Genomic DNA, 23,847 nt, shown 5'->3' with positions numbered 1-23,847 from the left:
ACGCGTTTTGTAATCTAAACAGAAAAAACATCACTAAAGTAAAACAAATGAAAAAGCTATTATCTTTTATATTGATCGCGGTTGCGGCTATGTCGCTTAGTTCATGCAGTTATAACGGCATGGTTAAGCTGGATGAAAATGTAAAAACTCAATGGGCTGCTGTACAAAGCCAATACCAACGCCGCAGCGATTTGATACCCAATTTGGTAAATACCGTAAAAGGTGCTGCCAATTTTGAAAAGAGCACATTAACCGCCGTTGTTGAGGCGCGTGCCAAGGCTACAGCCGTACAGGTTGACCCTACCAAGCTAACTCCCGAATCTATCAAAGCTTTCCAGGCTGCACAGGGCGAACTAAGTTCGGCATTGGGCAGGTTATTGGTGGTTACCGAAAACTATCCCAACTTAAAAACCAACGAAAACTTCCTTGGCCTACAGGCACAAATTGAAGGCACCGAAAACCGGATACAGGTATCGCGCCAGGATTTTAACACTGCCGTACAGGAATTTAACACCAAGATCCGTTCGTTCCCGGCCAATATCACTGCAAAAATGTTCGGCTTTAGCGAAAAAGGCTACTTCACCGCCGAACCTGGATCAGATAAAGCACCAAAAGTTCAATTTTAATTTCAGGGAGATTACACCGGTTTAAGGTGATTACACTGATTCTATTTGTAATCATCTCAAATATCGGTGTAATCATCATAAATCAATTTAATCACAATTATGCCAGTATTTAACGAGGAAGAGCAGCAACGCATCCGCAAGGGGATTGAGGAAGCAGAAAACCGAAGTTCGGGCGAGATACGGGTTTGCATTGAAAAAAAATGCAGCGAAGAGGTACTGGACAGGGCAGCTAAATACTTCTTTCAGCTGAATATGCATAAAACTGCGTTAAGGCATGGCGTACTTATATATGTAGCTACCGTGGATCGTAAGTTTGCCATCATTGGCGATTCCGGGATAAACCAGGTAGTGCCTGCCGATTTTTGGGATAGCACCAAGGAAGATATGCTGAACCATTTTAAATATGGCGATATAGTAGAAGGAATTGTTACCGGCTTAAAAATTGCCGGCGAACAGCTGCAAAAATATTTTCCGCATACGGCTGGCAACGTAAATGAATTGCCCGATGATATCGCTTTTATGGATGGCGATTAACCTTTAAAATGATGTTCAAAAAAATCATATTATTATTCGGCCTTTTGCTTAGCACCTGCATGGTGTTTGCGCAGGAATTACCCGAAAGATCAACCACACTGGTTACCGATTATACCAATACCCTATCGGCTGCCGATAAGCAAAAGCTGGAAGATAAACTGGTTGCATTTAATGATTCAACCTCTACCCAAATAGCGGTAGTGATGATGAAATCGACGGGCAATTATGACATTAATGCTTATGGTGTGCAGTTGCTCCGTAAATGGGGCATCGGTCAAAAAGATAAGAACAACGGCATTTTGGTGCTGGTTGCCATGGGCGACCGTAAAATGTCTATACAAACAGGTTATGGCGCCGAAGGCCCTTTGCCTGATGTAATTACCCAGGAGATCATCCAAAAGGATATGAAGCCTCATTTTAAACAGGATGATTATTACGGCGGACTTGATGCAGCAACAACCAGCATTATAAAATATACCAAAGGCGAATATAAGGCCGATAAAAAACAGGCCAAACAGAGCAGCAGCAACGGCGGTAACGGCTTTGTGGTGATCATTATAATTGTAGTGATCCTCATCCTCATATTCCGTAACCGTGGCGGCGGTGGTGGCCGGCAAATCATTGGCGGCCGTGGCGGTGCAAGCCCCTTCTGGTGGTTTTTAGCAGGCAATATGCTCGGCGGAAGTGGCCGCAGCAGCGGATCTGACTGGGGAGGATTTTCCGGCGGTGGCGGAAGCGGCGGTGGTGGTTTTGGCGGCTTCGGCGGCGGAAGCGGTGGCGGCGGCGGATCAAGCGGCAGCTGGTAGGTTTCTCAATTTGTCTGAACCACGATTAAACCGATTAATGGATTTATGGAAGAAATCCGAAAGCAACTAATCCAGCGGAAAGTCAGGTTGCAGGAAAGAAAGACTCAAAATGGATATCTACTTCTAAAGGCGAAGCTACAGCATTGGGAAAGTACGGCAAAAATGGATATGTGAAAATTAAGTTGACTAAAATAAATTCTAAAATAGCAAACTTCAGCAAGGGGGTTGCTGGTGAATCTGCTCACATCTCTAACTATGCAAAAAAAGATGCGGAAGTTCTTATTGTAGTCATATTCCACAAGACGCAATAATCTCAGTTCACAATGAAACAACAAGAATATATTGAAGCATTAGACAAGGCTTGGGGTTTTAACGGCTTTCTCGGTACCTTGAGAGACGGTAAGTTTGACAAAAAATTATACGATGAATTGTACCACACTCTTAAAGAAATAGACATCCAAGACGACGAACAAATAGTCAGGGAGCTTATTCAGCTTCTTTGGTTTATTCCAATATTTATGTACAGACAAAAAGAATACATTCCCGATGTTCCGTCTAAAGAATACGATGCCTTGAGGGAAAATTTAGAAGAAGAACTCGCACGAATTTTAATCTATCCTTAAATAATTATTAAACTTTCATTTTTAACCGAGCCGTTTATTCCCTCGCCTCAAACGTTGGCTACACTGCTAATTTTGAATGGCTGAAAAAGAACACCACAGCTCATCCTTCGAAAACATTAGAAAACAAAATACTATCTATCAATTTTACAAAACAACCATGTCTAAAGATCTTACCTGGAAACTACTTTCATCTCATTATATCCATAAAGGCCCCTGGGCTACCCTGCGAATAGACAAATGTGAAATGCCCGATGGCCGCATTGTTGATGATTATTATGTACTTGAATACAGCAACTGGGTAAACGCAGTGGCTGTTACCGAGGATAATAAAATACTGATGGTTAAGCAATATCGTCATGCTGCGGGTATTATTTCACTCGAAATTCCGGGCGGTGTGGTTGATCCGGGCGAAGAACCTATCCATGCCATTCGTCGCGAATTGCTGGAAGAAACAGGTTACCAGTTTGATGAATTTGAATTGATCTGCACCGTTTACGGAAACCCATCAACCGCCAATAACCAAACTTTCACGTATTTAACCAAGGGTGGTAAAAAAGTACAAGGCCAGGAACTGGATGACCACGAAGAACTAATTGTTGAAGAATACACCTTCGAAGAAACAAAGCAGTTACTGCTGGATAATAAAATTGTGCAGGCCATGCACTGCTCGGGCTTGTTTTACGGTATGCTTAAACTTGGCGCATTGTAATTACTCAGGGCAGTTGCCTTTACGCCGGGTATCTACCACGTAAATGATCTTCCAGCCTGCGGGTGTACGCATCAATGTAAAAACATCTACACCGCAATGACTAAAGGTTTTGCCCAGGTAAAATTTATATGGCGCCCAAACGCTGGCCAGGTCGCCATCAATTTTTATATCGTTAAAAGTTACCTGCTCGTCCCATACTTCTTTATGCGGTGTACCAACCGCCTTTATAAAATCATTTGGGTTATCCGTATCCAACACTACCGATCCATCCTTTTTATTGGCCACTCCCTGAAAAGCGATATCCTTATGAAAAGTTGATCTTAACAGCGTGCTATCCCCCTTGCGCATAGCATCAAACATATTATTAACGGTTTGTTTTACCGCATCCTTATCGGCCTGCTGGGCAAAGGTTTTTATAGAAGCAAATACAATGAGGCTTAAAAAGAGTACTTTTTTCATGGGACTTATTTGTTATGACTTGCTAAGGGTTAATTTACAGTATAAAGCTGATTAAATTGTGTAACGATATTTTTCCAATCCTGACCGAACTCAATGAGCAGCATTTTACCCCCGGGCGATATCAGGATCTTGCGGGGATAGCCCCCGATCTTATACTGCTGTTCAATCACTCCGTTTGACATCACAACCGGCAAATCAATTTTATTGGCCGCGAAATAAGACTTCACCCTACTTTCTTCATCATTACAGGCAATGCTTAAAAAGTTTATGCCATCGTGTTTACCGGCCTTAAGTTCCTGGTTAAAAACATTCAGGCCCGGCATTTCCTCACGGCATGGAGAACACCAGGTTCCCCAGAAATCAATAACCAGCCATTTGTTTTTAAAGTTATCCAACGTTACTTCTTTTCCGTCCATACCCTTTAAGGTAAATGCCGGCGCTTGCTGCCATGTGGGGACAATATTGTTTACAAAAAAAGCTTTAAAACTTTTCCCCGGAAAATGCGATTCGTAAACCTTTTGCATCTCGTTAATGCTGGCCGGTTCCACATTAATATGCTGAATAAAAACCTTCAAACCCTGCTCCTCATTGCCGCTGCTAAAAAGCTTCTCAATAAACTCATCCCGGTAACTTTCTTTTGATTGAAGAAAAGCCCTGTCGTAAAAACTGGTGTAGGCTTTGTCTTTCTCCGTTTTAGGCGAGTAAAGAGCGGCTTTTGATAAGTATTGCAGGGCGTTTCCCGGGTCTGCTACTTTTGCGTCACTATACTTTAAATAATAAGCATATGCCAAAATGTTTTGATCGGCATAATGGTTTTTATTAAGCGTGTCGGCGGTGTATCGCTCCAGTACTTTTATGTTGTTTGTTAGTAAACCATCAGCTTCCTTTGTTTTTCCGGCATTTTTTAACAACTGATAGGTTAACATGGTGTACCTGCCGCCATTACCAAGCTGCATATATTTATCATCCATGTGCATAAAACTGTTGCCTGTCTGGGTTAAAAAACTAGGTTCGTTAAGATGTATTTTGGCATTTACCCACATGTATAAGGCATTAATACGATACTGTACAAGCGGATCTTTATCCTGATGGAATAACTCCAGCAATTTATAAGCGTTTGCTTTCCCTTGGTTTTCTCCATGCTCATCCCCGGCATTAAAACTAATAAAGCTTTGGGCAAATGATTCCTGCAGCCAGGAATCAAACTGCGGCGTGTTTCTCAGATATGTACTTACCTCATAGGCCGAATCGGGCGAGATATCCAGCACCGATCCGATTTTATTGAACAAGTGGGACGTGTGATCTTTAATAAAATGGGTGGGTGTACGCACCAGCACGCTATCATATATTTTATACCCATTTCTCATCATTGCCTGCTGTACCAGGTCAAGTCGTTTCACTAAGTAATAAGGGTCATTCTGAAATTGGGCATCATGCGCTTTAAAGTATTTATATACTTTTGCCGAATCATACTCCACGTTATTTTTCATTAATGCAGCGCTGAAATAGCAGGTTTTAGCCGCCATGTTTATCCAGGCTGTATCAACCGCATAGCTACGAGCACCATAACGGATGCTTTGCGAATAACTAAATTCCGGCAACAGCTTCTTTTTACCGGCAATAGTTATTTCAGTTTTTTTACTCCCTGTATTTTTTACATGCTCAAGCAAACCGGTTACCGTGTTAAAGGAACTAATGCCACTTATATCGATACCTGTTTTATCGTCAGGCGCCTTGTCAGACAATTTTATGGTAAGCAGGGCACCATTAATAGTGGTAACTTTATGAAACATGCCGTCGGCCGCTTTCCACACCGTTTCATAACCAATCTCCTTTTCGGGTAATCGTAAAAGCATATTTTGAATAGTTGCCAGCGGAAAGCTTTTCGCGTTTTGTTTCATCTGATCAACAAATTCGTCTTTCAACACCCATTTGGCTGCCGCATCGGCAATAGCCTCATCAATACCGGCAATTTTAAGCACTTCGCCTTTGGGGCTAATGGTAATTGTCAATGTTTTCTGCAATAGAGTCAGTGGCAAAAAAACCTGGGTTGAATTAAATGAAGTATTCCTGATGCTGTCTGTATTAAACTTATTGGCATTGTTTCCTGATTGTTCGCTTATGTTGGCCCTCACCAGTTTGCAATCCAAAACGGTATTAGCGCCCTCTTTGCCAACCATCCTGAACCAGAAAGTATATTGATGATCGCTTATTAATTGGGGTATATTATTAACAGTACGGATATCAAACTCAAATTGGCTATTAGTTTTAAGATTGATGGATTGACCGTGAATACTGGTTACAGCAATTAGGTTTAGCAGCAGGATAAGTGTTTTTTTCATTGTGGTTTATAGGTTTACTAATATAACCATAAAACCATAGCTATATTATATGGGCGTTTATAAAAAGGATCATCACTCTCTGCCTTTTAACGTTTATTAACACTTACCCACTCACTCCTAAAATCTCTATAAAAATTTCGCTATACGCGTAGCGTTTTGATAAGCCCGCCCGTAATGTCAATATCGGATAAACATAAACTATAAAATGAAGCAAATTTTTACTCAGAGGGCAGGCATGATCGGGATGATATGTTTGCTCACCACTACCTTGTTAAGCTCATGTCTTAAAGATAGGAATGACAACCATTATCAACCACAACAATTTGCACTGGTATCGGCAATAAACGCCTCTCCGGATGCCCAGCCTGTCGATTTCTTTTTAGAGCCTAACCGTGCCAACAATTTTTATATAAAAAGCGGCGAAAGTTTGGATTATGTGAACGCCTACATTGGCAAAAGAACTGTAACTTTTAGGGTAGGTGGCAGTCAGCAGGTTATAAAAACAGATACCGTAACGTTAAAAAACGGCAATCTTTACTCTGTGTTTTTAGCTAATGTAGTAAGCACGCCCGATTTGCTTATCATAGCAGATTCTGTTGGTCACCCTGCTTTTGGAAAAGCCGGCATTCGCTATGTAAACCTTAGCCCAGATGCACAATCTACAGACCTGCTGATAAAAGATAACGCCACTCCATTGGTTTCGGCAAAAACCTATAAACAGTATTCTTCGTTTATTACCGTAGGAGGTAACGTAAGCTACACATTTCAAATTGTAAAACACGGCACAACCACTGTGCTTGCTACAGTAACAAACGTTACATTAAAGAGCAATACCTTGAATACCATTTGGCTACAAGGTCTATCGGCTGCTACAGATTCAAAAAAACTGAGCGCCCATATGCAAGAAAACGTATACTACGTTAACTAAACTAACGGTTTTAACTAAACCAACACGGGGTATGCAGCAATTGCCGCATACCCCGTTTTTCTTTACAGATCGCAGAGTCACCTACAATCCATGCTGATCTATCAGGTAGATCAAGGCAGCAATACCTGCCGCGCCTAACTGGAGCTCGCGTTTATTAACGTTTTCAAAAACATCTTTTGCCGAGTGGTGCAGGTCAAAATAGCGTTGCGAATCTGGGCGGAAACCTATTAACACCACGCCGGGTACTTTGCCCTTCATCGGCTCAATATCTGTACCGGCGCCACCAATAGTTAACTGGTCAACTTCATACGGTTCCAGTGTCGATTTCCAGTTATCATTCACCTTTTTTATAAAATCTTTTGATACATCGGAAAAGCTGAAACCGCGCGGGGTAAAACCACCTTCGTCAGTTTCGATAGCCGCTATGTGTTCCTCTTTGTTCTGGGCTGCCAGTTCGGCGTATTTGGTTCCTCCTTTATGACCGTTCTCTTCGTTCATGAAAAACACGGCGCGTACCGAGTTTTTAGGTCGATAACCCGTAGCCTTAAACAAACGCAATACCTCGGCAGATTGCATTACTCCCGTACCATCATCATGCGCTCCTTCGGCCAGGTCCCATGAATCAAGGTGGCCGCCTACGGTAATAAATTTATTGGGATGCTCGGTACCCGTTAATTCGCCAACTACATTATAGGATAATACATCGGGTAGTAACTGGCAGCTTTGTTTAAAGTAAAATTTGATAAGGGGCAGTTTACGCAGACGCAGCATATTGCTTAGCTTGTCGGCGGCTTTGGTGGAGATAGCCGCGGCCGGGATCAGTTTAGTACCGGGGTCGGCAAGCGTTGCGCCCGTGTGCGGGTAATCATCAATGATCTCCGTTAGCGAACGTACAATACAGCCAACGGCACCATATTTGGCGGCAACTGCCGGGCCCATAAAACGCTGATCGCCGGCGGTACCGTAAGCAGCGCCGGTTTCAATAAATCTTGGATCAAACGGGCGGTTAAAGAAAACTATTTTGCCTTTTATTACACTTTCGCCCAAGGCTTCCAGTTCTTTGAGGCTGCGTACTTCAATAATATTAGCGGTAATGCCATCCTTTGGCGTAGCTACAGACATGCCCAATGCCGCTATCGGCACCGCTATTCGGTTTTTACTATCAATGATAAAGGCGGTTTCTTTTGCGCCCCTTACCCAATGCGGCACCATAACTTCCTGCAGGTAAACTTTATCAAAGCCATAACCTTCCATTAGTTTTTTACTCCACTCCACTGCCTTTTGTGCACCGGCCGATCCGCTTAACCGCGGACCAATATTTTTACACAGGTAACGCAGGTTTTCATAAGCCTTGCCATTTACCAAAGCCTCATCATAAAATTTACGGATGGCTAAAGAATCCTGCGCCTGGAGAAGATTTGCCGACAGCAATGCGGACAGTATCAGTGTAAATGTTTTTTTCATGGGTATGCGTCAGTTAACGTTGATGTTGCCTGGTGGGGGCCACCTGTTTGTACAAAAACAAATTTAATATTTTACGCCGATTATGAAAGCCTCAGGAGATCTTATCCCAGCTTAGGCCGGCGTTTTTTGTTTGGAAGGAATGGTGCAGGATCTGGTTTTCGGGCAGGGCCAGCTGCGGGTCTTTTTCAAAAATTAGCTCTACAAATTTACGGATGCGGATCAGCAATTCCTGATCGGTAGCAAGGTTTGCCAGTTTCAGATCAAGCACGCCGCTCTGCTGGGTACCTTCTATATTTCCCGGGCCGCGTAATTGCAGGTCGATCTCTGAAATTTCGAAGCCGTTGTTGGTTTTCACCATCGTATCCAGTCTTATTTTACCATCATGACTTAACTTGTGGCTGCTCATTAAAATACAATAAGATTGATCGGCCCCACGCCCAACCCGCCCCCGCAGCTGGTGCAATTGCGAAAGGCCGAAACGCTCGGCATTTTCAATGATCATTACGGATGCATTTGGCACGTTAACCCCTACTTCGATAACGGTAGTGGCTACCATTATTTGCGTTTCGCCTTTGATAAAGCGCTGCATTTCAAATTCCTTGTCGGCAGCCTTCAACTTACCATGCACTATGCTAATGCGGTAATCGGGCAAGGGAAATTCCCGCGACATTACAGCTATACCATCTTCCAGGTTTTTAAGATCGAGCTTTTCACTTTCCTGGATGAGCGGGTATACAATGTAAATTTGCCTGCCCAGCGCTATTTCCTTTTTCATAAAGCCAAACACCCGCAAGCGCTGATTCTCAAAAAAGTGCAGCGTTTGGATAGGCTTACGCCCAGCCGGCAATTCGTCAATCACGGAAACATCCAGATCGCCATACAATGTCATAGCCAGCGTACGCGGAATTGGGGTTGCCGTCATCACCAGCACATGCGGCGGTACACTGTTTTTTCGCCATAATTTTGAGCGCTGCTCTACTCCAAAACGGTGCTGCTCATCAATTACTACGAAGCCCAAATTTTTAAACTGTACCTTATCTTCAATAAGTGCGTGCGTGCCTATCAGTATTTTAAGGTCGCCGCTTTCCAGTCGTTCATGTAATACCCTGCGGGCCTTTTGTTTGGTTGAGCCGGTTAACAAGGCAACCTCAATAAAATCATCACCCACCAAACTGGTTATGGTTTGGTAATGCTGGCTTGCCAGGATCTCGGTAGGCGCCATAATGCAGGTTTGAAAACCGTTATCCACGGCGATAAGCATGCTCATCAATGCCACCACGGTTTTGCCGCTGCCCACGTCGCCCTGCAACAAGCGGTTCATCTGCACACCGCGCTGGGTATCCTGCCGAATTTCCTTTAACACCCTTTTTTGTGCCGTGGTTAAAGCAAAAGGTAATTTATGGTGATAAAAATCATTAAAGTAATGCCCAACTGTACCAAACACATTGCCCCTGAACTTTTGGGTATGCAACAATTTATTCCTCAGCAGCTTTAATTGCAGCAAAAACAACTCCTCAAACTTTAAGCGCTGGATGGCCTCGTTAAGCAAATTAGCATCTGCCGGGAAATGGATGTTGCGGTAAGCCTCGGCCCTGCCTATCAGCTTAAACTGGTTAATAACGTAAAGCGGCAGGTTTTCCTTAATATCCTTTGCATGCAACTCCAGCAAGCTGGCTGTTAGCTTTTGAATGCCCTTGCTATCTAACTGAAACTGCTTTAGCTTTTCGGTAGAATTATAAACCGGTTGCAGCGTGGCATTTCCCTGGCGCTGGGTATTGCCGGGATTATAAATCTCCATTTCGGGATGGGCCATTTGCGCCTGCCCGTTAAAAAAGCCCGGCTTGCCAAATATGATATATACCTGGCCGGGAATAATTGTTTTCTCTATCCAATTGATGCCTTTAAACCAAACCAGTTCCAGCGTACCAGTATCATCGCGGGTTTGCACCACCAGGCGTTTGGTATGTTTTTCGCCAATAACCTGTTTGTTGACAACACGCGCCAAAACCTGCACATATGGTAAATCGGCCTGAATATCTTTTACCTTGTAATACCGCGTTCTGTCGATATACCTGAAAGGGAAATGACGCAGCAGGTCCTCGAAATTGGCGAGCGCCAATTCTTTTTTCAACACCTCGGCCCGTGCCTGGCCAACACCTTTTAAATAAACGATTGGTGTTTGAAAAGGATCCATAGGTTAAAGCCTCACCTAAATCCTCTCCAAAGGAAAGGACTTTTGATTTGCGCGATTGTTTTTGATAGTTTCAATATTTCATCTCCCTCTCCTTTGAAGAGGGCCGGGGTGAGGCTCTTACTTTACCGCTATCACCGAGATCTCTACATTAACGCCTTTTGGCAATGCAGATACCTGGACGGTTTCACGGGCGGGGAAGTTAGCTGTGAAATAGGTGCCGTATACTTCATTCACCTGACCGAAATTCCCTAAATCGGTTAAAAAGATGCTGGTTTTTACAATGTTTTCAAAGCCTATGCCCGCTTCGGTTAAAATGGCTTTTATGTTTTCCATTACCAGTACAGCTTCATCTTTAATGCCTGTGGTTACCAGTTCGCCGGTAGCAGGGTTAAGGGGTATCTGACCCGAAACAAATACAAAATTACCGGCAACAGTTGCCTGGCTATATGGCCCGATAGGTGCAGGCGCGTTAGTGGTGTTTATTATTTCCATTATTTTTTGAGTATGAACACTTGGATCAGTTTATAAATTATCCCTGCCAAAAACATAGTTATGGCAATGGCATTTATAATATGCATTGCCCGCAGGTTAAAATTGGTTGGCCGGTTAGGATCTTTTTTTCTGAAGAAATACATAATACAAAACTAATAAAAAAGCCCCTCTAAATCTCCCCTAAAGGGGAGACTTTTAAATTTTCAATTGCCTATGTTAATTTTTAATATTCGAATCGGACAATTGCAACGCTATTCTCCTTTCCAAAATATAATATAGCCCTGTTAAAATCAATGCGTAAAAAACCAATTCCACCGCATATGCTTTCCAATTAAACTTTTGAAATGTATCAGACAACCCGTAGGACAATACGGCCAAAATATCAATTAGTAGCCAAAAGGAAATTATTACTATTGTTGAAATAAAGGAGTGGCGAAGTTTCCTAATCCACAAAATTTGAGGTAAAAGTATGCTCTTAGCCAACAATGCAAGCGCAGCCCACCAATATGATCCAAAAAAAAGATTGGTAAATGTAATTTGTTCATAATCACCTTCCCAAAAATAGGCTTTAAAAATTTCCGTTAACCACATCAACACGTAAATCATCGCCCCTGAGAGCAATAACGTATTGACACTACTAACTAATATAGCCTTATTAATTTTATGCAATTTAATCTTGAAGAGCGCGACAACGATAACACACAGGGCGATTATAAACGTCCCATTGAAAATAGCCCTTGCTATAAAATTAAAAATAATACTCTGTTGCATATCTGCTTTTATCTTACCGGTTTTGGAAACACCGGCAAACTTTCGTGCCCATCGGCATCTACCGATTGCACGGCGAAAAAGTAATTGTCCTTTGAATAAGCCAGCGTTGTTGTGGTATCGGTTACGTAAAACTTCTTTTCCCAGTAGGGGCTGGTAGTTTCGCGCATAAGCACATAGTAACCGGCAGGTTTTTTGCCGATGGCCGGAACTTCCCAGGTAAGCTTTGTTTTATTGGTGAGGTCGCTGGTTACTATACCCACATTTTGCGGGCGACCCGGTGCCGATGCCAGGTTTGCCAGCACGGAAAGATTCATGCGCGCCACTTTTTGCACATAGTTAAAATCAACAAAATCGGGCAGATCGCCATAGTCAACGCCATTTTCGGTGCGGATGTTCTGGTGCTGGCGGTTAAAATCCTCATTCATCTCCGTAAACCTAACGGCGGTAAAACCCTGCTCTAAAAACGGCAAATGATCGCCGCCGCGCAGGTAGCGGTCGCGGCGGTAAATGAGTTTAACATCCAGTTGATCTACATAACGTTCGCCGGTTTCCTTGGCATAACGGGCCAGTTCGCGTGATGGACTATCGTTTTCGCCGCCCAATGATTTAAGCGCGGCAACCTGTTTATCCGTAGCATCGGTAGCTACACCATCGCTAAAAACACGTACGCTGCGGTTATCTTTCAGGTCGGTTTCCATGCCGTGGGTGTTGCCTACAATATCGTTATTGAGCATGGCATCTATGTTCCATTTTTCGGCTTTGGCGCGTTTGGCTACATTGGTTGAACCATACAAACCCTGCTCCTCACCAACTACGGTAGCAAAAATAATGGTAGCCGGGAAACTCCGCTTAGCCATCACTCTTGCCAGTTCCATAGAAAGCGCCGTGCCCGATGCATCATCATTGGCACCCGGTTCTGTACCGTTGGCATCCATCACATCATTAATACGCGAATCATAATGACCAGATACCAGGTAAACGCGGGTGTCGGTTGGGTCGGTACCTTTTAGTATGGCCAGTACGTTTTTGAGTTTTACAGGTTTATCAATACGGGTACCCTTTGGCTGCGTAAACGTATCAAACTGAACGGTCATGCGTCCGTTTGATTCTTTGGCATATTTTTCCATTTCGCCCTTTATCCAGTTGCGGGCCGCACCGCTCCCGGTTGTTTTGCTGCTGGTATCGCTAAGGGTATGCCTGCTTTTAAAAGTTACCAGCTTGCGAATAGTTGCCTCAATGTTTTTTGACGATACCTCATCAACCATTTGCTTAATGTTTGCATCGGGCTTAATGATGGTTTGCGCCGATGCAGAGGCGGCGATGAACAGGAGGATTAATGTTTTTATGTATTTCATAGTGTGGTGATTTGTCTGAACCTTGATTTATGGAATTAAAGGATTTTCATGATTTCTTTGCTTGCGTAACACACCCCTGCCATCGCTCCATCCTTCGTGCCCCTTCTCAAGAGGGGGATTTTTATATTATGATTATTAAAAAGCCTGGGGTAGTGCGATTCCCCTCTTGAGAGGGGCGAAGGGGTGTGTTCATCGCACGTATAAACACACCCCTGCTCGCGCTCTTTCCCCCTGCGCCCCCTCTCAAGAGGGGAATTAAACGTCTCTACAATTTTACTCTTCCTCTTCCTCGCTCACCACTGTCAGCATCTCCTCTACCTGTTTAAAATTACTTTTTACGAAATGGCACCAGTCGCATTCTTTTTTGCCGCAGCCGGTGTTAAAATCGTGAGCCATAATTTTCTTGTAGGTTTCGGTTATCTGGGTGGTTACCACTTCAATATCCTCAGGGGTTATCACGTATTTTTCGCGGTGGTACTCGCCTTCGCTTATGGGTTCTACAAAATCGAAGATGGTGCTTACTACCTCCCAGTCGTTGGTGCGGTCATGATCTACCAATATTTTGTAGAACACGCCCTGGCGCCAGTAGTCGCCGCCAATGGGGGCATCAAAGGTTGGGCGCAGGAGTTTGTCTTTGGCATTTTTCAGCTTACCCGTTTTATAATCAACCACGGTTACGTGCTTGCCATCAAATTCCATTTTGTCCAGGTTACCTTTTATAGGTACGCCATTTATCTCAATATTTTTGATGCTGCGCTCGGTAACGGCTACCTTGTTCCAGGTGTTTACATTTTGCTCATAGTATGGCGGCAGTATCTTTTCACCGTAGGCAACGCGCAGCTTAAATTCATCTTTGGTGAACGAATCGCGGTTGCGGCCCATGTACCACCTAAACTCGTTCATAAATTGTTCGGTGGATAGAAACTCGTCGTTATTCTCTTTAAGCAACCGGTAAGTTTTATTCAACGCCCAGTGAACGGCCTGCCCAAACGTTGCCGATGGACTTTTGCCCGATGGCACCCTTATCAAACACTGAAAATAAAACCGCAGCGGGCAATCTAAATAATTATTTAAATGCGTTACCGACAGCGTATAGCTTTGCAGCAACTGGGTAATATAATTTTTATCAAGTAGCTCTACCTTTGGCTTTTCGGCTTCGCTAAACTGGGTCATGTAAAAGCCCAGCATGGTATCTTCGGTAACTTTTGGATAGTGCACTTCCAGATCGGTACTGGCCAGTATCTCGCCCACAAACTGGCTCGATTCCTGGGCTTTTCCATTTTTGTCCTTCCCTGCGTATGATACCATGAGGCATTGTTTGGCGCGGGTAATGGCAACATAAAATAACCTCCTACCCTCTTCTTTTTGTGCAATATCGTCAGATGCTGCACGGGTAAGGGTATCGGGGTAGCTGAAACCACTGTTACGGCCCTTGCTGTCCCAGGTGCGTTTATCACAGCCTATAAAAAACACGTGCTCAAACTCCAGTCCTTTGGAGCCGTGAGCGGTTAAAAAGTTTACGCCGTTATCGCTGAAGATCACCTGGTTCAGATCAAGCCTGATGGTGTTTTTCTTCATCAGTTCGATGGTGGCAATAAGGTCTGATAATTTTATCTCGGGATTTTTGCGGCTTTCGTCCTTTAAAAAATCAAAAAAACTGGTGAGCATTTGCATGTGGCCGCCTTTATCAGCCTGCTGCATGATATAGCGCAGGATGCCCATTTTGGCTATTACATCCTGAAAAAAGGCTTGCAGCGTTTTACTCACCGCCGATTGCAGCAACTCATCAATATCATTAATGAGGTACTTCATCGCCACGTTTTTGGCGGGGTCGAACAGATCTGGCTGGGCTGGCACGCGCATTTCATGTATGTAGCGGCGCAGAGATGTTTTGGGTTTATTACTGCTGATGCTGCCGTAATTTTCTTTGGATACCGCTATACTGGCTTTGGCGACTTCGATAGGTGCAATACTAAAAAAATCGTAGTGCAGAATCTCGAACAACAGTTCATCGCCACTATAGGGCGAATCGAGCTCCATTGCCAGGTAACGTAAAATATTGATGATCTTTTCGCCAAATGGCTGGGTAAGGATGTCGATCTTGCGTTTGGTATTTACTGCTATCTTCTGGTTGTCGAGGTATTTGATCATTTCCTCCACCTGGCTATGGTTACGGTATATCACTGCAATTTCGCCGGCTTCGGTGCCGTTATCAATCAGTTGTTTTATTTGTGCCGATACATCCACCAGTTCCTGGTCGGGGTTTTCATACTCGCGGATGGTTGGTTTAACCGTAAGCTCGGCAAAGCGCTGGTGCGATGCACGGAGGTCTTTATCCAGCTTCAGCTGACTTGTTAACCTTTCAAAATTATTGTTGATGAGCGCCTTTGAAATATCAAGAATATGCTGGTTTGAGCGGTAATTGTGCTTTAATACCACCGTATGCAGGGTATCTACATAATCCGTAGCAAAATCAAGGATGTTTTTCATGTTGGCCCCTTGAAATTTGAAGATGGATTGGTCGTCATCGCCCACTACAAATACGTTAGGAACATCCCAATAGTTCAGTAAAAAGCGCAGCAGTTCGTTTTGCGAGCCGCTGGTATCCTGGAATTCATCAACCAATATATACTGGTAACGCTCCTGATATTTTCGCAGGATCTCTTCATTATCCCTAAAGGCGCGCAGTACCCAAATGATCATATCGTCATAATCATACCGCCCGCGGGCCTTCATCTTGGTATCGTAATTTTTGTATTCGCGAACCGCGGCAACCAGCTTTTTCATGAGCTCGTGCGCGGCGTCGATATCTTTTTGTTTGGGGTCGCCTACTTTAATGCCCGTTTTGGCGTTGGCGCGTTTATAAATAAACTCCTCGCGATTGGGGATATCATCAAGATATTCCTGCACGGCCGCCTCTATCATCCCAACATCCCAGTTCTCGCGTTTCATGGTGCTGAACAGGTCTTTGAGGCGCTTGGTATCATAATAAACATCGCCGGTGAAACGCTTCAGCAAATGGTCGTTATCAAAATCATCCACTAACTCGCGAAACAGCATGGCCGATTCCAGGTCAGACAGCGACTCGAGATTTAGCTTGCCAAAGTACTCCAGGTTTTCCTGGATGATCTCGTTACAAAAAGCGTGAAACGTGTATATGTTAATGCGGTAAGCATCCGGACCAATAAACTCAAACAAGCGCTTGCGCATGGCAACCGCCCCGGCATCGGTATAGGTAAGGCACAAAATTTCGCTGGCTAAGGCATCGGTGTCTGTAAGGATCTTGCCGATGCGTGCAGCCAGGATCTGCGTTTTGCCCGTACCTGGTCCGGCAACTACCAGCACGGGGCCATCCATTTTATTAACGGCCGCCAACTGTTCGGGGTTTAAACCCGCCAAAGCTGCCTGAAATTTTTCGTTATATTTATTAAGGTTTGATTGCATATTGTTTAGTAAATATAGCAAAGGATAGGCGGGATGGCAACCTGAACGGAGGTAATGTTTTTGTGATAAAGATAAAAAAGTGGGTTGTCATTCTGAGCGTAGCGAAGAATCTATTCGCCAACTTTTATATCGCATATTAGATTCTTCGCTACGCTCAGAATGACAAAATGGAGAATCTCTCCTTACTGCATCCCCGTACCCGTAGTAAAAAATGTATTTACACTAACCGGCAGTTTACCGGTAGGTTTTAACACACCGGCTATAACTTTTACTGCCGATTTTTGAAGTTCGGGACTCATTTGATAACATACTAACAAGGCGTTGCTTTTTTCGATACCGGGCAGACCGGCAATGGTGTAAGCATTAGCAAATACACTTATTACAGTGTTTTTGCGGGATGCGAGGTCGGCTATCATGAGTTTTACGTCGCTTGTGTAATCGAGTTTACTTTGGGGGCGCAGGCGGGTATCATGTACACCTACTATTATTTGCTGATATTGGTTAAGCAAGCCGAGTATGTTTTTAAGTTCGATAGCCGGAGTATTTTTATCAACCATAAATATCTTGCTGTTAGGAAAACTTCTGGCAGCCTCCTGCTGAAAAACAGTTGGCGATGATACGCCAATACTGAGGATAGCAGTTTTCAAAAACGGATTGAGCTTAACAGTTGCCGCATCGCCCTTAATTAATGTTACCGAGGCATCGCTCAGTTGCTGTACAAGTTCTTTTGCCGGCTGGCGGTTAAGATCCTCGCTTAAATTTACCGGCGAAGCGGATTTATATTGATTAAGTCCGGCCCAGTATTTAGCGGCCAATACCTTTTTCACCTTGGCTTCAAATTCCTCAGGACTTATTTGCCCTCTGCGTACCGCCTTGCGGATGAGCTTTATAGCGCGTTCGGAGTTCTCCGATAATTCGATGATATCATTACCGGCTATAAAAGCACGCACATCGGCATCGCCATTGGGAAAATATTTGGTAACACCTTTCATCTCCATAGCGTCGGATACTACAAGCCCCTTAAAACGTAATGAATCTTTTAACATACCGGTTACTATAGGGCGCGACAGGGTAGATGGCAAATTCTTTGTACTATCAAGCGCGGGGATGCTCATGTGAGCTATCATTACCCCACTGATGCCGGCATTTACCGCTTCGCGAAAAGGATATTCTTCCAGCGAATCGAGTCTGGCACGACTGTAAGGCAGTAAGGGCAGATCGAAGTGCGAATCGACATTGGTATCGCCATGCCCGGGGAAATGCTTGGCAGTGGTTAGTAAGCCGCTGGCCTGCATACCAGTAAAATAGGCAATGCCTTTTTTTGCCACATTATACATATTATCGCCAAAGGAGCGGTAATTGATCACGGGGTTATTGGGGTTGTTATTGATATCCATATCGGGGCCAAAATTCAGCTGCATCCCAATCCGTTTAAAATCATAGGCCACCTGCTGCCCCATTTTATAGATCAGCGTATTATCCTGTATGGCACCAAGCGTCATCTGGTATGGATATGATATGGTCGAGTCCAGGCGCATGCCTAATCCCCATTCGCCGTCCATTGCTATCAGCAGCGGTACTTTTGTTATTTTTTGGTATTTATTGATAAGGTTTAATTGCCTGCCCGGGCCACCCTGAAAGAACACCAATCCGCCCACTTCAAGTTCCTTTATTATCCTGCCAACAGAATCTTCGTATCGCGGTCCTTTATTGGTATGCGCCCTTACAAATATCAGTTGGGCCACCCGTTGCCTGCGGCTCATTTTATGGTATACAGAATCTACCCAATGGTTGGGCTTACCCAATGTTTGTATGTATGGTGCCCTGATGGCATCAGCGGAATTTTCGGCGGGTATTTTACGCTGCTGATTTTGAGCAACAGCACTCACTACAATAAAATTAAGGGCAATAATAAAGGTGCGGCACAAACGGGTATTCAATTTTGGCATGGTCAAATGTAGTATAAATGTGTTTTAGCGGGGGCCGGTTGAGCTATTATTTACAAAAATCAAACCGTAAATAAACCTTTGGCTTAATTTTTACTCTATGCCTATATAAAACATACTAACAAAGCAATAATCATGGACCACAAAACATGAAGGTCCCTGACAAACCATTACCATTAAAACGGCGAAGCCCTCTTGAGTACCTATTAAAAACAAATTATAACACGAAAAAAACATTAAAAATGAAAAAAATTATTTTTTTAGCGATATGCTTATTCACTGCCGGCGCGGCCAGCGCACAAAGGTATTACCGCCCCCACCGCAGGCCTCCGCAACGGGTTGTCCGTCATGAATCGAACAGGCAATATGACGATTTTTACCGTATTAAAGTTGGTTTAACCGCCGGGCTTAATATATCAAACACTATTGATGCTTATGACGCTAACTTTAGCACGGGTAGCATTGCTGGCCTAAACGCGGGTTTAACATTGGATATCCCGCTGGTGTACCCGTTATCATTTGCGCCCGAGCTGTTGTTTTCGCAAAAGGGCTATAGCGCCAATACCGATTATGGCAAGTTTACCCAGCGCACTAATTATATCGACGTACCACTGTTGGCCAAATTAAGGCTGGCCCCAGGCTTCGCAGTAGTAATTGGACCACAGCTAAACTTTTTAACATCAACAAAAAACACCTATGAAACGGGCTTTAACAACTCGTACCAGGAAAGCTACAACAACCGCGGCGACCAAAACGTGGTGAGCGGCGTTATAGGCGTTAGTATTGACTTGAACAGAAATGTGGAGTTAAGGGGCCGTTACAATATCGACCTATCGGCAAATCATCCGTATGCTGATTCATACCTGCCAGATTACCGCAACCAGGTTTGGCAAATTGGTTTAGGATTTAAATTCCAGTAATAAAAGAAATATAATGCCAATGAAAGCCATCCCCTAAACCGGGTGGCTTTTTTATTGCTGCACAAATACACGTTTAATGGCGTTTGTAAACTCTTCTTCTTCGCGGTACAGCGCTTTACGATAGGGTTCAAAATCGGCTATCAACCTGTCGTAATTGTTAAGGCATTCATTAATGCGTTCAATAATGGTGGGTATCTGATCCCTGCTTTTTTCAAACCTGTACTTATCGGGGATAGGCATATCTTCCTGGTAGGCGGCCGAACCACTTTTACCCACTATCATACTACAACGCATAATGCAGGCTTCGCGTGGCATCCGTTCTTTACCGGGATGGTAGCCAAAATCTATATATAATTTTGCGCGGTTCATTAATGCGGCTACCTGCACCGGTGTCATGCCTTGTATCGGCATCCAGCTAAGGGTTGGTGTAAGGCTCATGATCTCCGCTAAAAACTCATCGTTTTTTATGGGGTTGTAAATAATCAGGTCTTCTTTTACCGTGCTTTCATTAACTAGGTCAAAAAAAGCATGGTTCATATAATCTGATATTGCACCCACCGGTTTTATTCTGTTTTCCAGCAAGTGAACTTTTGAAAAATGCGAATGGCTGATATTTATAACATCGTTACGCCGGCGCAGCTTTCTGAATGTTGCCAGCCTGAAATCGCCAAAATAAGCTCTCAACTTAAAAAAAGGCCTATCTTTTATAGTGTCTGCAAAGTCGTTTTGGGTAATGTAATAATTAACTACGCTAAGCCACCAAATAGCCTTACGGATAAACTGATACTTGTCTTCAAAAATAGGCAGCAAGTGGGTTTCTGGCAAAACCATGATGTGCTGGGCCTTGTTTTCCAGTTCATCGGTCACGGGCACACCATATTTTTTATAATTTTCGTGTACAACATCTACACTATCGGGCGTGGTGTAGTAGTGCATAAAAGCATTAAAACCCAATTCTTTTAAGCGGGCCCCTAATTGGTGCAATGCTTCGGGCCCTCCCGTTGCAAACCCTGCCGGGCAAAATATATAAATTTTGGTGGCAGAATAACATGGAATAAAATCTGAGCTTTGCTTCAAAATTAGTTGGTTACGTTGTTGTAAATCGGCTTTTAAATATAAATGTTCTTGTTGTATTGCCAATAGTTCAATCAATTAATAATTGACATGGGGCACATAATTAAAAAATATGCCCTTCATGGTTAAAAAATAAAGCTTTAAATAAACAAACTCCATTCGCAATTCTGTTTAAAAAATTAAAAAAATATAACCGTGCAAATGTAGCGTATTGTATTTTTTTCACGTATTAGAGTTATTAGGAATAATTATTGCACTGATTTAACTGTTGGTACGTTATATTCCCGTAACATCACCTTTTACCAGAAAAACAAAAAATACTGATAATGATATCTATTATTATTTCATCGGCCAATAGCACCTTGCTGAAAAATGTAAGCCAAAACGTTGCAGAAACCATTGGCGTACCCTACGAAATAATTGCTACGGATAACAGTGGCGGCCAGCAAGGCATTTGTACAGTTTACAATAAAGGACTGTTAAAAGCCAAATATGATATCGTTTGCTTTATGCACGAGGATATATTTATAAAAACCAATGATTGGGGTAAGAAAATTTTAAACAGTTTCGAAAAAAATCCCGATTTGGGTTTACTGGGTGTTATAGGGAGTGCCTATAAACCAATGACTCCTTCCGGATGGGGCGGCTTAGGGTCAGACAGCTATTACTATAATCTTATTCAACACAATAAATATTCAGACGAGCCAACAACACACCTTTACCGTAACCCCAACAACGAAAAACTTACCCAGGTAGCCTGCGTTGACGGCGTTTGGCTATGTACCACCAGGAAAATTGCCCGGGAGTTTATGTTTGATGAGATAAACTTTACCGGCTTTCATGTTTACGACCTGGATTTCTCTTTGTCGGTAGGGCAAAAATATAAAGTGGCAGTTACCTACGATGTATTGATCGAGCATTTTTCGGAAGGGAAATTTGATCAGAAATGGATGATGGATACCTTAAAACTGCATGAAAAGTGGAACAGTATACTCCCAGTGAATTGTGAAAGCCTGTCGCACGAGCAGGTGGTACATTCCGAAAAAGCAACCTTTAAATATTTTCTTAAACGCCTGGCCTCATTAAATCTGCCGTTAAGCCACGCCTTTAAAATGCTGCGCTTCAACAACCGCTACCTGCGCCTGGATACCAAATTGTTTTTTAAACTGCAATACTATATTGTGATGCGCTATTTAAATTTGAAGAAAATATAGGTTAAATAGCAGCAAAGTAAAAAGCCCGGGTAATTGTATTACCCAGGCTTTTTACTTTCTATCCTCCGTTATTCCAATTTATTAATCGTTAAACGTTTGCATATCTATCAGCTTGCGGTACAAGCCATTATTTTGCATCAGCTCGGTATGTGTGCCTTGTTCTACAACGGTTCCTTTTTCCAATACAATAATGATATCGGCATTTTGAATGGTGCTTAAACGGTGGGCAATTATAAGCGATGTACGGTTCTTCATCAGGTTATTCAGCGCATCCTGCACCAGTTTTTCTGATTCGGTATCCAATGCAGATGTAGCCTCATCAAGCAGCATAAGCGGTGGGTTGCTGAGTACCGCCCTGGCTATGCAAATTCGTTGCCTTTGGCCGCCGGATAGTTTGGTACCCCTGTCGCCGGTATTGGTTTGGTAGCCACGGTCGGTTTCGGTTATAAAGTTGTGGGCATTGGCAATGCGCGCGGCAGCTTCTACCTGCGCTTGGGTTACATTGGGTTTGCCGAACGCTATGTTGTTAAATATGGTGTCGTTAAACAATATCGACTCCTGGTTTACCACGCCCATTAATGACCTTAACGATTCGGAAGTAACCGCTTTAATATCTACACCATCAACAGAGATGAATCCGGATTGTGGCTCAATAAATCGCGGCAGCAGATCCATCAGCGTTGATTTACCACCACCCGAAGGACCAACAAGTGCAACGGTTTTGCCTTTGGGAATAGTTATATTCAAATCTTTCAGTACGTACTTATCTAAACTTTCGCTGATGCTGCCATCTTTGTTAACAAGTGGTTTATCCTTGTAAGCAAAAGATACATTCTGAAATTTAACACTGTCATTAAATTCGTTTATGGTGATGGCATCTGGTGCATCATTTATTGCCGGCTTTTCATCAATAAGGGCCAATACACGTTCGCCGGCGGCTATGCCAGAGTGGATATTACTGAACGAATCGGAGATCGCTTTAGCCGGGCGCATAATCTGCGAAAACATAGCTATGTAAAGAATAAAGTTTGCTGCAGTTAATGAACCGTCATGATTAATGATCATAGAGCCGCCGTATAATACAATACCCGCCACCATTAAAACGCCCAAAAATTCAGATACTGGTGAAGCCATCTGCTGTCTTTTAGCCATGGCGCGGGTAATTCTTGAATACTCCCGATTTTCGTGATCAAACCTCTCTTTTATAAACGGCACAGCGTTAAAGGCCTTAATGATCTTAATACCCGAAAGTGCTTCGTCAAGATTACTGATCATATTGCTATAGGTTTGCTGCGATTCTGCAGCCTGCTCTTTTAACCGCTTTACTATCTTAGAGATTACGAAGGCTGAAACCGGGATAACCAGCATAGAAACTAAAGTTAATTTAACAGAGATAACAAATAAGGTTCCCAGGTAAAACAACAGTTGAAAAGGCTCTTTAAAAGCTACCTGTAGTGTACCAGTAACAGAAAACTGCACTACCTGCACATCGGCAGATATTTTTGAGAGAATATCACCTTTGCGCTCATTATTAAAATAGCCCAGGTGCAGGTTCATTACATTGTTAAATACGGTACGGCGTAGGTTCAGCAGGGTATAAATACGCAGGTTTTCCATTATCCGTTGCGAAAAATACCTGAACACGTTGCTAAGAAGCACTGAGGTAACGATAGCCACGCAAATAAATTTTAACGCCCCTGAAGTTCCCAATTGAAGATTGGCTTGTTGCGCAAGGTAGTTTAGGTCTTTTACCGGATTCCACCAGTTGTCAGGTTTAGCAATTACTTCAGTCGGATTGAAAATCGCTGTTAATAAAGGTGCCAGTAAGGCATAATTTAAAGTATTAAATACGATAGATAAAAAGGTTAATATAAAGTATGGGACAGCGAATTTCCCTATAGGGCGTGCGAAAGAAAGTAGTCTGAAATAAATTTTCATTTATAAGT

Annotated in this window: 20 protein-coding genes; 8 read left to right on the top strand and 12 right to left on the bottom strand. The window is 43.2% G+C overall.

Annotation, left to right across the window (positions count from 1 at the left end; translation table 11 throughout):
• The first annotated feature begins 47 nt into the window (after positions 1-47).
• The 5 genes from BLS59_RS29545 to BLS59_RS29525 all read left to right on the top strand — a co-directional run bounded on the left by BLS59_RS29545 (position 48) and on the right by BLS59_RS29525 (position 3,298).
• Complete coding sequence (locus BLS59_RS29545; protein ID WP_091157177.1) at positions 48-626, top strand: LemA family protein; 579 nt, start codon at positions 48-50, stop codon at positions 624-626.
• A gap of 99 nt (positions 627-725) precedes the next feature.
• Positions 726-1,160: a TPM domain-containing protein gene (locus BLS59_RS29540; RefSeq protein WP_091157174.1), complete on the top strand. Its 435-nt coding sequence runs from the start codon at positions 726-728 to the stop codon at positions 1,158-1,160.
• A gap of 8 nt (positions 1,161-1,168) precedes the next feature.
• Positions 1,169-1,966 (top strand): TPM domain-containing protein, encoded by a 798-nt coding sequence (locus BLS59_RS29535; RefSeq protein WP_317039799.1) that lies wholly within the window; start codon positions 1,169-1,171, stop codon positions 1,964-1,966.
• Between the two features lie 323 nt (positions 1,967-2,289).
• On the top strand, positions 2,290-2,589 hold the full coding sequence (locus BLS59_RS29530; protein ID WP_091157141.1) for a hypothetical protein: 300 nt from the start codon (positions 2,290-2,292) through the stop codon (positions 2,587-2,589).
• Positions 2,590-2,746: 157 nt separating this feature from the next.
• Entirely contained in the window at positions 2,747-3,298 is a 552-nt protein-coding gene (locus BLS59_RS29525) for an NUDIX hydrolase (RefSeq protein WP_091157215.1), read from the top strand.
• Here the strand turns inward: BLS59_RS29525 and BLS59_RS29520 are convergent, their stop codons facing one another.
• Positions 3,299-3,757 carry a nuclear transport factor 2 family protein gene (locus BLS59_RS29520; protein WP_091157138.1) on the bottom strand — a complete coding sequence of 153 codons (459 nt, stop codon included), beginning with the start codon at positions 3,755-3,757 and terminating at the stop codon, positions 3,299-3,301.
• Positions 3,758-3,786: 29 nt separating this feature from the next.
• Positions 3,787-6,099, bottom strand: a complete 2,313-nt coding sequence (locus BLS59_RS31430) for a DUF6263 family protein (protein WP_143014278.1) — start codon at positions 6,097-6,099, stop codon at positions 3,787-3,789.
• A 205-nt stretch (positions 6,100-6,304) separates the two neighbouring features.
• Here BLS59_RS31430 and BLS59_RS29510 point away from each other — a divergent pair, with 205 nt between their 5' ends.
• Entirely contained in the window at positions 6,305-7,027 is a 723-nt protein-coding gene (locus BLS59_RS29510) for a DUF4397 domain-containing protein (protein ID WP_091157135.1), read from the top strand.
• Between the two features lie 81 nt (positions 7,028-7,108).
• Here the strand turns inward: BLS59_RS29510 and BLS59_RS29505 are convergent, their stop codons facing one another.
• The 8 genes from BLS59_RS29505 to BLS59_RS29475 all read right to left on the bottom strand — a co-directional run bounded on the left by BLS59_RS29505 (position 7,109) and on the right by BLS59_RS29475 (position 18,696).
• A complete protein-coding gene (locus BLS59_RS29505; RefSeq protein WP_091157131.1) occupies positions 7,109-8,491 on the bottom strand; it encodes a M20/M25/M40 family metallo-hydrolase in 1,383 nt (460 codons plus the stop codon).
• 91 nt (positions 8,492-8,582) lie between these two features.
• A complete protein-coding gene (recG, locus tag BLS59_RS29500; protein ID WP_091157128.1) occupies positions 8,583-10,685 on the bottom strand; it encodes an ATP-dependent DNA helicase RecG in 2,103 nt (700 codons plus the stop codon).
• 117 nt (positions 10,686-10,802) lie between these two features.
• On the bottom strand, positions 10,803-11,180 hold the full coding sequence (locus tag BLS59_RS29495; protein ID WP_091157124.1) for a RidA family protein: 378 nt from the start codon (positions 11,178-11,180) through the stop codon (positions 10,803-10,805).
• On the bottom strand, positions 11,177-11,320 hold the full coding sequence (locus tag BLS59_RS32755) for a DUF6728 family protein (RefSeq protein WP_394330859.1): 144 nt from the start codon (positions 11,318-11,320) through the stop codon (positions 11,177-11,179). Before BLS59_RS32755 ends, BLS59_RS29495 begins: the two co-directional genes overlap by 4 nt.
• Positions 11,321-11,393: 73 nt before the next feature.
• Complete coding sequence (locus BLS59_RS29490; RefSeq protein WP_091157121.1) at positions 11,394-11,948, bottom strand: hypothetical protein; 555 nt, start codon at positions 11,946-11,948, stop codon at positions 11,394-11,396.
• 8 nt (positions 11,949-11,956) lie between these two features.
• A complete protein-coding gene (locus BLS59_RS29485; RefSeq protein WP_091157118.1) occupies positions 11,957-13,303 on the bottom strand; it encodes a M28 family peptidase in 1,347 nt (448 codons plus the stop codon).
• A 273-nt stretch (positions 13,304-13,576) separates the two neighbouring features.
• Complete coding sequence (locus tag BLS59_RS29480) at positions 13,577-16,747, bottom strand: ATP-dependent helicase (protein WP_091157114.1); 3,171 nt, start codon at positions 16,745-16,747, stop codon at positions 13,577-13,579.
• Between the two features lie 182 nt (positions 16,748-16,929).
• Complete coding sequence (locus BLS59_RS29475) at positions 16,930-18,696, bottom strand: glycoside hydrolase family 3 protein (RefSeq protein ID WP_091157110.1); 1,767 nt, start codon at positions 18,694-18,696, stop codon at positions 16,930-16,932.
• A gap of 239 nt (positions 18,697-18,935) precedes the next feature.
• On the opposite strand from BLS59_RS29475, the gene BLS59_RS29470 reads away from it, so the two are divergent.
• Positions 18,936-19,613, top strand: coding sequence for a porin family protein (locus tag BLS59_RS29470; RefSeq protein ID WP_240315381.1), 678 nt, complete (start codon positions 18,936-18,938; stop codon positions 19,611-19,613).
• A 51-nt stretch (positions 19,614-19,664) separates the two neighbouring features.
• Here BLS59_RS29470 and BLS59_RS29465 read toward each other — a convergent pair whose 3' ends face one another.
• Complete coding sequence (locus BLS59_RS29465; protein WP_143014277.1) at positions 19,665-20,690, bottom strand: polysaccharide deacetylase family protein; 1,026 nt, start codon at positions 20,688-20,690, stop codon at positions 19,665-19,667.
• Between the two features lie 323 nt (positions 20,691-21,013).
• Between BLS59_RS29465 and BLS59_RS29460 the strand changes: the two genes are divergently transcribed.
• Entirely contained in the window at positions 21,014-21,901 is an 888-nt protein-coding gene (locus tag BLS59_RS29460) for a glycosyltransferase (protein WP_091157101.1), read from the top strand.
• A gap of 81 nt (positions 21,902-21,982) precedes the next feature.
• Here the strand turns inward: BLS59_RS29460 and BLS59_RS29455 are convergent, their stop codons facing one another.
• The gene (locus BLS59_RS29455; RefSeq protein ID WP_091157097.1) at positions 21,983-23,839 is read right to left on the bottom strand and encodes an ABC transporter ATP-binding protein; all 1,857 of its coding nucleotides are present in this window, start codon (positions 23,837-23,839) and stop codon (positions 21,983-21,985) included.
• Positions 23,840-23,847: the final 8 nt, after the last annotated feature.

This window comes from Mucilaginibacter pineti, from assembly GCF_900101875.1.
Lineage (GTDB): Bacteria > Bacteroidota > Bacteroidia > Sphingobacteriales > Sphingobacteriaceae > Mucilaginibacter > Mucilaginibacter pineti.
This window is presented reverse-complemented; position numbering and strand designations above follow the sequence as displayed.

Excerpts from the sequence above, each read along its gene's own strand:
- BLS59_RS29520 (WP_091157138.1), bottom strand. The coding sequence starts at position 3,757 with ATGAAAAAAGTACTCTTTTTAAGCCTCATTGTATTTGCTTCTATAAAA.
- BLS59_RS29530 (WP_091157141.1), top strand. The coding sequence starts at position 2,290 with ATGAAACAACAAGAATATATTGAAGCATTAGACAAGGCTTGGGGTTTT.
- BLS59_RS29510 (WP_091157135.1), top strand. The coding sequence starts at position 6,305 with ATGAAGCAAATTTTTACTCAGAGGGCAGGCATGATCGGGATGATATGT.
- BLS59_RS29525 (WP_091157215.1), top strand. The coding sequence starts at position 2,747 with ATGTCTAAAGATCTTACCTGGAAACTACTTTCATCTCATTATATCCAT.
- BLS59_RS29505 (WP_091157131.1), bottom strand. The coding sequence starts at position 8,491 with ATGAAAAAAACATTTACACTGATACTGTCCGCATTGCTGTCGGCAAAT.
- BLS59_RS29485 (WP_091157118.1), bottom strand. The coding sequence starts at position 13,303 with ATGAAATACATAAAAACATTAATCCTCCTGTTCATCGCCGCCTCTGCA.
- BLS59_RS29470 (WP_240315381.1), top strand. The coding sequence starts at position 18,936 with ATGAAAAAAATTATTTTTTTAGCGATATGCTTATTCACTGCCGGCGCG.
- BLS59_RS29545 (WP_091157177.1), top strand. The coding sequence starts at position 48 with ATGAAAAAGCTATTATCTTTTATATTGATCGCGGTTGCGGCTATGTCG.
- BLS59_RS31430 (WP_143014278.1), bottom strand. The coding sequence starts at position 6,099 with ATGAAAAAAACACTTATCCTGCTGCTAAACCTAATTGCTGTAACCAGT.
- recG (WP_091157128.1), bottom strand. The coding sequence starts at position 10,685 with ATGGATCCTTTTCAAACACCAATCGTTTATTTAAAAGGTGTTGGCCAG.
- BLS59_RS29480 (WP_091157114.1), bottom strand. The coding sequence starts at position 16,747 with ATGCAATCAAACCTTAATAAATATAACGAAAAATTTCAGGCAGCTTTG.
- BLS59_RS29490 (WP_091157121.1), bottom strand. The coding sequence starts at position 11,948 with ATGCAACAGAGTATTATTTTTAATTTTATAGCAAGGGCTATTTTCAAT.
- BLS59_RS29460 (WP_091157101.1), top strand. The coding sequence starts at position 21,014 with ATGATATCTATTATTATTTCATCGGCCAATAGCACCTTGCTGAAAAAT.
- BLS59_RS29540 (WP_091157174.1), top strand. The coding sequence starts at position 726 with ATGCCAGTATTTAACGAGGAAGAGCAGCAACGCATCCGCAAGGGGATT.
- BLS59_RS29455 (WP_091157097.1), bottom strand. The coding sequence starts at position 23,839 with ATGAAAATTTATTTCAGACTACTTTCTTTCGCACGCCCTATAGGGAAA.
- BLS59_RS32755 (WP_394330859.1), bottom strand. The coding sequence starts at position 11,320 with ATGTATTTCTTCAGAAAAAAAGATCCTAACCGGCCAACCAATTTTAAC.
- BLS59_RS29475 (WP_091157110.1), bottom strand. The coding sequence starts at position 18,696 with ATGCCAAAATTGAATACCCGTTTGTGCCGCACCTTTATTATTGCCCTT.
- BLS59_RS29535 (WP_317039799.1), top strand. The coding sequence starts at position 1,169 with ATGATGTTCAAAAAAATCATATTATTATTCGGCCTTTTGCTTAGCACC.